7 protein-coding genes are annotated in these 8,643 nt (G+C 39.0%); 3 read left to right on the forward strand and 4 right to left on the reverse strand.

Translation table 11 applies throughout. The features are described from left to right. On the forward strand, nt 1–708 hold a 708-nt coding region (locus ACEYJ7_RS04815), incomplete at its 5' end, for a LysR family transcriptional regulator (protein WP_373777938.1). A gap of 148 nt (nt 709–856) precedes the next feature. Here ACEYJ7_RS04815 and ACEYJ7_RS04820 read toward each other — a convergent pair. From ACEYJ7_RS04820 to ACEYJ7_RS04830, 3 genes are all read right to left on the reverse strand, one after another. After that, on the reverse strand, nt 857–1,219 hold the full coding sequence (locus ACEYJ7_RS04820; RefSeq protein ID WP_373777939.1) for a winged helix-turn-helix transcriptional regulator: 363 nt from the start codon (nt 1,217–1,219) through the stop codon (nt 857–859). Between the two features lie 320 nt (nt 1,220–1,539). Further along, entirely contained in the window at nt 1,540–2,625 is a 1,086-nt protein-coding gene (locus tag ACEYJ7_RS04825; protein ID WP_373777940.1) for an alpha/beta hydrolase, read from the reverse strand. Between the two features lie 409 nt (nt 2,626–3,034). Beyond that, nucleotides 3,035–5,164 carry a hypothetical protein gene (locus tag ACEYJ7_RS04830; RefSeq protein ID WP_373777941.1) on the reverse strand — a complete coding sequence of 710 codons (2,130 nt, stop codon included), beginning with the start codon at nt 5,162–5,164 and terminating at the stop codon, nt 3,035–3,037. A 451-nt stretch (nt 5,165–5,615) separates the two neighbouring features. Between ACEYJ7_RS04830 and ygiD the strand changes: the two genes are divergently transcribed. Beyond that, the gene (ygiD, locus tag ACEYJ7_RS04835) at nt 5,616–6,413 is read left to right on the forward strand and encodes a 4,5-DOPA dioxygenase extradiol (protein ID WP_373777942.1); all 798 of its coding nucleotides are present in this window, start codon (nt 5,616–5,618) and stop codon (nt 6,411–6,413) included. Nucleotides 6,414–6,497: 84 nt separating this feature from the next. Here ygiD and ACEYJ7_RS04840 read toward each other — a convergent pair whose 3' ends face one another. Continuing rightward, a complete protein-coding gene (locus ACEYJ7_RS04840) occupies nt 6,498–7,445 on the reverse strand; it encodes a GlxA family transcriptional regulator (protein WP_373777943.1) in 948 nt (315 codons plus the stop codon). 141 nt (nt 7,446–7,586) lie between these two features. Here ACEYJ7_RS04840 and ACEYJ7_RS04845 point away from each other — a divergent pair, with 141 nt between their 5' ends. Then, a complete protein-coding gene (locus ACEYJ7_RS04845) occupies nt 7,587–8,432 on the forward strand; it encodes an MBL fold metallo-hydrolase (RefSeq protein ID WP_373777944.1) in 846 nt (281 codons plus the stop codon). Nucleotides 8,433–8,643: the final 211 nt, after the last annotated feature.

Raw genomic sequence — 8,643 nt, forward strand, 5'->3', positions numbered from 1 at the left:
CGTGTGATTGCGGAATTAGAGCAGGAGTTGGGAGAGCAGTTGTTTAAGCGAAATACACGCCAAATTCGGCTGACTAATTTTGGCGAGCAGTTTTTGATTAAAGCGAAACAACTGCTGGCGGACACCGATAATCTGTTCAAACTCGGCAAGCAACAGACAGACGAAATGGCAGGCGTGGTGCGGATTACCTTTCCCCGTTGGCGTGAGAATGACAAGATTTTAGACGAGCTTTTAACCGCACTTGCGCCGTATCCGCAACTCGTGATTGATTGGCGGGAAGATATGACCAAATTTGATGCGGTGGAACATCGCATTGATATTGGCTTGCGCATCGGGCCTGAACCAAACCCGAATTTTATTATCCGCAAAATTGCCGATTTGCAAGACTGGATTGTCGCTTCGCCCGAATTGTTGGAACGGTTGGGTTCACCGAAAGATTTAGAGGATTTACAGCGCAATTTTCCGTTTTCCTTGCCGATTAACGTGGAAACCGGGCGGGCTTGGGAATTGGTGATGAACGATGCGCAAAAACTGCTGCCGCGAGACGTGCATTTCTACAGTTCCGATCCCGAATACGAGCTAAAAGCGGTGCTGCGCGGCAACGTGGTGGGCTTTATCAGCGAACTGTTCTGCAAACCGCATTTTGACCGCGGCGAGCTGGTCAAACTCCTCCCCGAAATTGGCTACCACGTTAATTCAAGCGGTTAAACAGAAACCGTTCGGTACTTTTATTTTTGAAAGTGTGGAGATTTGGGAATTGGCGAAATAAGCATCACCTTCCGTGAAGAAAATAAGCAGTCGTATCCGAAGGGAAATTTGCAAATGGCAAAATGTTGTTTGAATCCGACCGCTTGTATCACGCCTTACTCCGCAAAATCCCCGTTAAATTTTCTTCCAACCAATCGACTAAATCCGCCAGTTTAGTTCCCGCTTCTTTGCCGTAGTCGGTCAATGAGTATTCCACGTGCGGCGGGACAGTGTTGTAGGATTTGCGAATCAGCATGCCGTCTTGTTCCAACTGCTGTAAGGTTTGGGTCAGCATCCGCTCGCTCACGCCTTCAATCTCTTTACGGATTTCACTGAAACGTCTGGTGCCTTTCATCAATACGATCATCACCAACACGCCCCAGCGGTTGGTCAAGTGCTGCAAAATCTGTCTGGAAGGGCAGTTTGCCGCTAACACATAGCCTCGTCCGGCTAAATCAGAAAATTTTTCCATTTTTATTTCCTTTGATTTCAATCTGTTAAAAATATTTCGAACTTACATTTTTGTAAGTACTTTTTAAAAGTAAGTTATGTGCATATAGTACGCCACATCAACAGGTTTGGCAATTTCAATCAGCTGAATGGAGAAGCGTTTAAACGTTTTATGGCGGCAGGAAAGTTGTTTGAAGTAAGGTAAAGTGCGGTCAAATTTTGATAAGTTTTTTTATTTACGGATTTTTTCAGAATCTCGCCGTTTATGTGGTTCCGTTGGCGTAACATCTTAATAAAAAAGCCGTCCGAATACATTTGCAGACGGCTTTTTATCCTGTGTGATTATTTTAATTTCGCCTTAAAAAACTGTTCAAATTTATCAAACGGAATTTTGTTGGCTTGGTTGTCGTATAAATCCACGTGTGTGGCGTTTGGTACGATATACAATTCTTTATCTTTGCTGCCTAAGGCTTTAAACGCATCTTCCGAGAAATAACGCGAATGGGCTTTTTCGCCGTGAACCAATAAAGCGGGGGCGCGTAATTCATCCGCCCGTTGCAAAATCGGCATATTGATGAACGCAATCGGTGTGGTGGTTGTCCATGCACCGGTTGAACCGACACTACGCGGGTGGTAGCCGTGTTTGGTTTTGTAGAAATCGACATAATCCGCCACGAATTTTGGCGTATCCGCATTGAGCGCGCTGACTTCGGGCAATACAGGCGTATCACTGGTGTTGGCGTAGTCTTTTTTCTGTGCTTCCCAACGGGCGTTGTTCAAATCTTGTTTCATTTTGTAACGGGCATCGGCGTCCACGCCGTCGTTGTAACCTTTTGCCATTACGCGCGTCATATCGTACATAGTACTGGTGGCAACGGCTTTAATGCGGGTATCGGCTGTTGCGGCATTTAAAGCAAAACCGCCCCAACCGCACACGCCCAAAATGCCGATTTTTTCACGATTAACATTATCTAGTGAACCGAGAAAATCCACTGCTGCTGAAAAATCTTCGGTATTGATTTCAGGCGAAGCCGAATTGCGCGGTAAGCCCGAACTTTCGCCGGTAAAGGAACCGTCAAACGCCAAGGTAACAAAACCGCGTTCCGCCAGGGTTTGCGCGTATAAGCCCGAAACTTGCTCTTTCACTGCGCCGAACGGACCGCCCACCGCAATGGCCGGCAATTTGCCTTGCGCATTTTTCGGCATATACAAATCCGCTGCCAAGGTAATGCCGTAGCGGTTTTTAAAGGTGACTTTGCGGTGTTCCACTTTATCGCTTTTCGGGAACACTTTGTCCCATTCTTGGGTTAATTGAATGTGTTGCGCTGGGACGTCTATCGCTGTCGCTGAAGTCATTTCTGCCATAACTGCTCCTGAAAATAAGGTTGAACCGAGGAATAATGCGGTGGTTAGGGTTTTGAGTTTCATTGTCTTGCTCCTAAATAGCTTGGATAAAATCATTCTAGAACGATGATTGCGGTGTAACAATCAATAAAAATAGAATTGTCTATTGCGGAAATGAGAATAATGGTGATAGGGAATATTTAGAAATCGGTGCTTCTGATTTAGGTATTTAAATTGAATAGCCAAAATAGAAGTTTAAAATGTAATAAAATAAATAAAGTATGGTGTTCCCAAATAGTTAGGTATAATATTTTTCGTAAAGCCTGTTACAAAATTTCAAATACTTTCGTTATATGTTTGATACAATAGCTTGTATAGGTAGTAGAATAGAGTGATCATTTTTTCTGTTGAAAATCGAGTATGACTAATGATGCCGCTGTTTTATGTTCTGTAAAGCAAAAAAGTATAGGCTATTTCTTCTTAGTTTTATTAATTAATCAATATATTCTTCAATTTTGTTTTTTATTCCTTCATATTTTTCCAAGCTATTTTTCCAAAAAATATTTTTCTCTATTTGTTCAACTAACTTTTGTAAACTAAATTTTTCTTTATAATCAGTCTCATTATTATAATGTTCAGGAAGGTTTTTATAAAAATCTATGAAGTCACAATGATTTTTTAAATTAATAATTAATTCTTCTAAAGATATCTTAAGATGTTTATTAAAATATTTATGATCGGCCTCCAAAGTGGTATCTACAATCCAAGAGTGAAATTTAATATTTTGAAACTCTTTATCAGTAAACTCAGTATAGTTTTCTTGAATATATTTTAGCTTTCTATCAAGCTGAAAGGCAGCTTTTTTTAATGTGAAGTTTTGGTATTGATAGGCTTCTTTTAAATTTGTTTTTAGAAAGGTTGATTTTAGTTCAATAATTAAGATTGTATTATCTTCTACAACAATTAAATCAATTTCACCAATTAATTTATCTTGAGGGATATATTGACAAAAAGCTCTTAATTTATGATCAATAAATAGTTTTGCTAAATAATTTTCAATAGAGTTAGTTTCATTTTTTAAAGATTCTCTATTTTTATGCAACTTTCTTAGATAATTAACGATACTACCATAAATATTTTGTTTTCCGATACGCTGTGGTATTTGAATAATTCTACCATCTAATTCATAAAATGGTTTTTCTATATAACTATCTTGGTCATTGGCATTTAAATTACAACTCCAAAAATCTAAAATAGCTGTCATTTTCTTGACCTTTTCTCTGTTACTACCTTCCGTAAGCCAAGCCTTTCCCATATTTTTAGCTTTATTTTCCTTAGTTCCGGTAATGATCGGATAAAAATTTTGCCCTGTTATATAATTAGTTAGCGTTAATATTCCTAAAGTTTTAAACGGATGGGCTGGATTAATTTGATAAAATTCTAAAAATGGATCGATAAATGATTTTTGGTAATATTTTTGCTGCATGTTGATGGTAAATAATGTATTAAAAATATCATACTCTTGTTCGTTATTAAGTACTATTTTTTCTACACCATAAATCTCTTTTAACAATAAAATAGCTGCATGAGTGTCTGCAAGTGCCTCTGCTACATGGATAGGTTCATTTTCTTTTAACCAATAATTAAATTTTTCTTTATTTAAGATACTTTCATCTATGCATTTAATACCTCTCCATTTCCAATACATCTGAAGAACAGTAAATTTTTCTGAGTAAAAATCGTTGTCTGATGAACTGACAGTATGGTTTAATTTCTCGTTTTTAAGTGTGTAATTAATTGACTTATTATAAGAAAAGGCATTGAAAACAAAATCAGAAAATAATCCTAATTCAACTTTTAAAGCTATACTTTGTTTAAAGTCTTCATATTCTTGGATTTTCAATGTGGTTAAATTTTTTCCATAAATGAATGGTTCGATTCTACTATTTAAAGAGGGTCTTAAATTTTTATCGGTTAATAACTTTCTACTTTTATGAGCAGTTACAACCATAGAATGTAGAGCATTAAAGATTTTTTCTTGTTGAATAGGTGTTTCTGTATCTATCTGATAAGGGATAACAATACTATCTGATTGTTGAGTTAAGACAATTTCATATAAATATAAACTTGCAAATACAAGCACATCAAGGTGTGTCCATTGCCATTTTTTATTAATAGACAAGTAAGCATCACTTATCGATTGATATTGTTGATTAAGATATTCAACAACTTTAATAAAGGAATTTAGTTTTGGATAATTGTTTTGTTGATTTTTAATAGAAGTCCAACTTAAATGATTTAAATTATTTATTATTCCCGATAAACGAATGGACAAGATCGTGCTTTCTTCATCTAAATCCAAAAATGAAATAATTTGACTTTCAGCTATTTTACCAAAGCGGAAATATTGCGATAGAGCTAATTGCCAATTATCATTTTGTAAATGTGCTTTTTGTAGAAGATGAATAAAATCAGACTGAAAGAATATATCCGTTTTATTTAAATTTTCAGGCATGGAAAATTTTGTATTTCTGTATAAGAATATTTTTACAATTTGGTTTAACGCCTTGTCTTTATCCGAGTTTAGGGACAAATCTTTAAAAATTTGTTCGTAGTAGTTCATAAAATAAAATTCACCATATTCAGTGAGCTCATAGGTTGAATAAAAAAACAACATTTTCATTGAGTTAAACGGTTTGTTAGATTTTCAATCCAAACTACACATTTTTCCTATTTATGAATTTGCGTTCGGAAATTGGTAAAAGGGACAACGGTACTGATATGTACTCATTGGTAAATTACCGAATTTTCAATTGTTGCAAAACTAACAATTCTATTTTGCGATTTTAACGATTAACAAGTAATAAATCTAGCCTTATACTTTCTCCACTCAAAATATGAACCGTAAGGAATTTGTAATATTTATGAGTGGCATTGTTGCTGAATGGAGCAGTAACTGTGTTTGATACGGCACCTGATTAATTGCATACTCTGCATTATATGTTGTTAGTCAGTTTTATATGATAGGAAATAGCACAAAGTTTAATCACTAACCAAGGCAGGATTAAATTAAAATGAACAGAAAATCGCCCGCACTTTTTGTCGGACACGGCAACCCGATGAATGCGTTGGATCCGCAAAATATCTTTAATCAGGGCTTTCAACAAATCACGGCAACCTTTGAGAAACCGAAGCTGATTTTATGTATTTCCGCCCATTGGTATAGCGCAAAATTGCAAGTGATGGGGGCGGAAAATCCGCCGATGATTTACGATTTTCACGGCTTTCCACCGGAATTAAGCGAGATTGTTTACCCGGCGAAAGGCGATCCTGAATTTGCCCGACACATTCAAGGGTTACTGGCGCCAGAACAGGTGGAAATCAATCTGACCCGCGGTTTTGATCACGGTGCTTGGGCGGTGTTGAAATATCTCTACCCAAAGGCGGATATTCCTGTGGTTCAGCTGAGTTTGGATCGCACTAAATCGCCGCAATGGCATTATGAATTGGCGAAAAAATTACGTCCATTGCGTGAACAAGGTGTGTTGATTTTAGGCAGCGGCGACATTGTGCATAATTTAAGGGCGATCAGCTGGGAACATATCGATCAAGTGGGCGCAGGCTACGATTGGGCGTATCAGTTCAGAGATAAAATCAATCAGGCAATGCGTGAACATAACGATGAAGCGTTAATCCATTTTGACCGGTTCGGTGAAAGCGCAGCGCTTTCTGTCCCAACGCCTGATCATTATTTGCCGTTGCTTTATGTAATGGCGCAGCGCGATGAAAATGATGAGATTACTTTGTTTAATGATGAACTGATCGCAGGATCTCTCAGTATGACATCGGTGTTAGTTCGGGCGAAAAGTTAGTGGCGAACCGATAAAGTGCGGTCAAATTTTAAGACGTTTTTGCCAATGAAAAAACTCGCTGAAATCTGACCGCACTTTTAGCTTTCAGTCAGCCTGAAACCGCTTTTGCCACTGTTTTGGGCTGATTTGATGTTTTGCTTTAAAGTGCTGACGGAAGACGGTGGCGGAATGAAAACCGATTTGGTGGGCGATTTCTTCAATGCCGAGTTTGGTGCTTTCTAACAATTCCCGACCTTTTTGTAACCGAACTTCAATCAACCATTCCGTCAATGCCATTCCCGTTGCCTTGCGAAAATGACGAGTAAAAGTGCTGCGGCTCATCATGAGCTTTTCGGCGAGTGTATCAATGGAATAATCGGCGTTTAGGTTGGCTCGCATAATGTCTAGCCATTCATTGATGTTTTCATTGGCGGTTTTGCGGGCGATGGGCTGCTCGATAAATTGAGCCTGTCCGCCTTCCCGATGGGGCGAGATGACCAACAAACGTGCCAGTTGATTGGCAATTTTTATCCCATATTGTCGGCGAACAATCGCTAAACAACAATCCAACCCCGCCGCCGTGCCTGCGGAGGTTATAATGTTTTCATCTTCAATATAAATCGCATTACAATCCAATTTCACTTGCGGAAAACGCTGTCTGAAATCCGCTTCGCCCAGCCAGTGCGTTGTGGCTTTTTTGCCATTCAACAAACCTGCATAGGCAAGGGGATAAGCGCCGTAACACAATCCTACAACGGTAGCACCACGCTGTGCCGCTTGCTGCAATGCCTGCGTTAAGGCGGCAGACGGCATTTGTTCTAATTTATTCCAGCCGAAAATCACCACAAAATCCGCTTGTTCCAGCAAACTCAAATCGCCGTCCGCCTGAATAATGGCCGGCTTGGATTGGGTAACCATTGGATTTTCTGCGACTACTTTCACGTTAAATAACGGTTTGCCGTCAATTTCGGTAGAAAACACCATATAAGGCACGGAAAAATGAAAAGGGCTAAATTGGGGATAAAGCACTAAGGTGACAGTTGGAATAGACATTGTTTTCTCAATCAATAAATTTGACCCGATTTTTACGATATTTGAATAATAAGTCAATGTTTTTTATTTTCCTTTCGTTTCATAATTCTCTCATCGCATACAAGCGGTTTGATTTATCTTATTTTTACAAAAGGAAACACAATGAAACTGAAATCTCTTATTTTTGCTTTAATGGCAACCACCGTTGCAACCACAGCCAATGCTGAAATCAGCTATCAGCATATCCGTAACGCTACCGCTAAAATTGAAATGGCGGGCAGTACGTTTTTGGTCGATCCTTATCTTGCACCCAAAGGCAGCTACGCAGGATTTGAAGGTACAATCAACAGCCAAAAACGTAATCCGTTGATTGAAATGGCAGAGCCGGTCGAAAAAGTCCTTCAAGGTGTAGATGCGGTGATTGTTACCCACACGCACGCAGACCACTGGGATGAATACGCACAAAAAGTGTTACCGAAAACCTTACCGATTTTCGTGCAAAATGCAGGCGATGCACAAATTATTCGTTCGCAAGGATTTAAAGATGTTCGTGTTTTGGGCAAAAATACCGAATTTAACCAGGTAAAATTAAGCAAAACAGGCGGACAACACGGCACGGATCAAATGTATGCGACCCCGCAATTTGCTGAATTATTAGGCGAGGCAATGGGTGTGGTGATGCAAGCAGACGGCGAAAAAACGCTGTATATCGTAGGCGATACTATTTGGAATGAAGAAGTGGAGTTTGCACTCAACCGCTATAAACCTGAAATCATTGTAATGAACACAGGCTACGCACAAGTGGAAGGCAATCCAGACGGCATTATTATGGGCAAAGCTGATGTCGCCAAAGCCCGCCAAGTCGCCCCGCAAGCTGATATTATCACCGTGCATATGGATGCGGTCAATCATGCTGCCGTTACTTCAGATGAAATGCGGAAATTTGTGAAAGAAAATAAACTGAGCAAGGTCGCTGTGCCGAAAGAAAGCGAAGTGTTGAAATACTAAAAATCAGAAAAAGTGCGGTCAAATTTTAAGAAGTTTTTGCCAATGAAAAAACTCGCTGAAATCTGACCGCACTTTTCACGTTAATGTTCAAAGATCAAGGTGCAAAAGTCATTTTTACCTTTCCTGTTCCCACCGCATTTTTTAGTTTGTCCGCGTTTTGAATTTTGCCTAAACGGGTATAACGATAGGACGAATGGAAACTTTCGTAAAA

Source organism: Glaesserella sp., assembly GCF_041814905.1.
Taxonomy (GTDB): Bacteria; Pseudomonadota; Gammaproteobacteria; order Enterobacterales; family Pasteurellaceae; genus Glaesserella.